This window comes from Streptomyces sp. NPDC002520, assembly GCF_053595235.1.
The window spans coordinates 3481-4677 of the sequence record NZ_JBSFXG010000086.1 but is presented as its reverse complement, the minus strand read 5'-3'; the positions used below and the strand labels follow the sequence as shown (position 1 = coordinate 4677).

Sequence of the window (1197 nt, the reverse complement as noted above, 5' to 3'; positions counted from 1 at the left end):
GGACAAGCCCTCGGCCTATTAGTACCAGTCAACTCCACCCGTTACCAGGCTTCCATATCTGGCCTATCAACCCAGTCGTCTACTGGGAGCCTTACCCCATCAAGTGGGTGGGAGTCCTCATCTCGAAGCAGGCTTCCCGCTTAGATGCTTTCAGCGGTTATCCCTCCCGAACGTAGCCAACCAGCCATGCCCTTGGCAGAACAACTGGCACACCAGAGGTTCGTCCGTCCCGGTCCTCTCGTACTAGGGACAGCCCTTCTCAAGACTCCTACGCGCACAGCGGATAGGGACCGAACTGTCTCACGACGTTCTAAACCCAGCTCGCGTACCGCTTTAATGGGCGAACAGCCCAACCCTTGGGACCGACTCCAGCCCCAGGATGCGACGAGCCGACATCGAGGTGCCAAACCATCCCGTCGATATGGACTCTTGGGGAAGATCAGCCTGTTATCCCCGGGGTACCTTTTATCCGTTGAGCGACGGCGCTTCCACAAGCCACCGCCGGATCACTAGTCCCGACTTTCGTCCCTGCTCGACCCGTCGGTCTCACAGTCAAGCTCCCTTGTGCACTTACACTCAACACCTGATTGCCAACCAGGCTGAGGGAACCTTTGGGCGCCTCCGTTACTCTTTAGGAGGCAACCGCCCCAGTTAAACTACCCATCAGACACTGTCCCTGATCCGGATCACGGACCCAGGTTAGACATCCAGCACGACCAGACTGGTATTTCAACGACGACTCCACAAACACTGGCGTGCCTGCTTCAAAGTCTCCCAGCTATCCTACACAAGCCGAACCGAACACCAATATCAAACTGTAGTAAAGGTCCCGGGGTCTTTCCGTCCTGCTGCGCGAAACGAGCATCTTTACTCGTAGTGCAATTTCACCGGGCCTATGGTTGAGACAGTCGAGAAGTCGTTACGCCATTCGTGCAGGTCGGAACTTACCCGACAAGGAATTTCGCTACCTTAGGATGGTTATAGTTACCACCGCCGTTTACTGGCGCTTAAGTTCTCAGCTTCGCCCCACCGAAATGGAGCTAACCGGTCCCCTTAACGTTCCAGCACCGGGCAGGCGTCAGTCCGTATACATCGCCTTACGGCTTCGCACGGACCTGTGTTTTTAGTAAACAGTCGCTTCTCGCTGGTCTCTGCGGCCACCCCCAGCTCACCGAGTAAATCGGATCACCAAGCCGT

At 56.1% G+C, this 1197-nt stretch carries 1 rRNA gene (only partly in view); it reads right to left on the bottom strand.

Annotated features, from left to right (window positions below):
• Window positions 1-1197, bottom strand: a 23S ribosomal RNA gene (locus tag ACWD5D_RS44735); its annotated part runs 1680 nt beyond the window's last position; the annotation flags it as partial.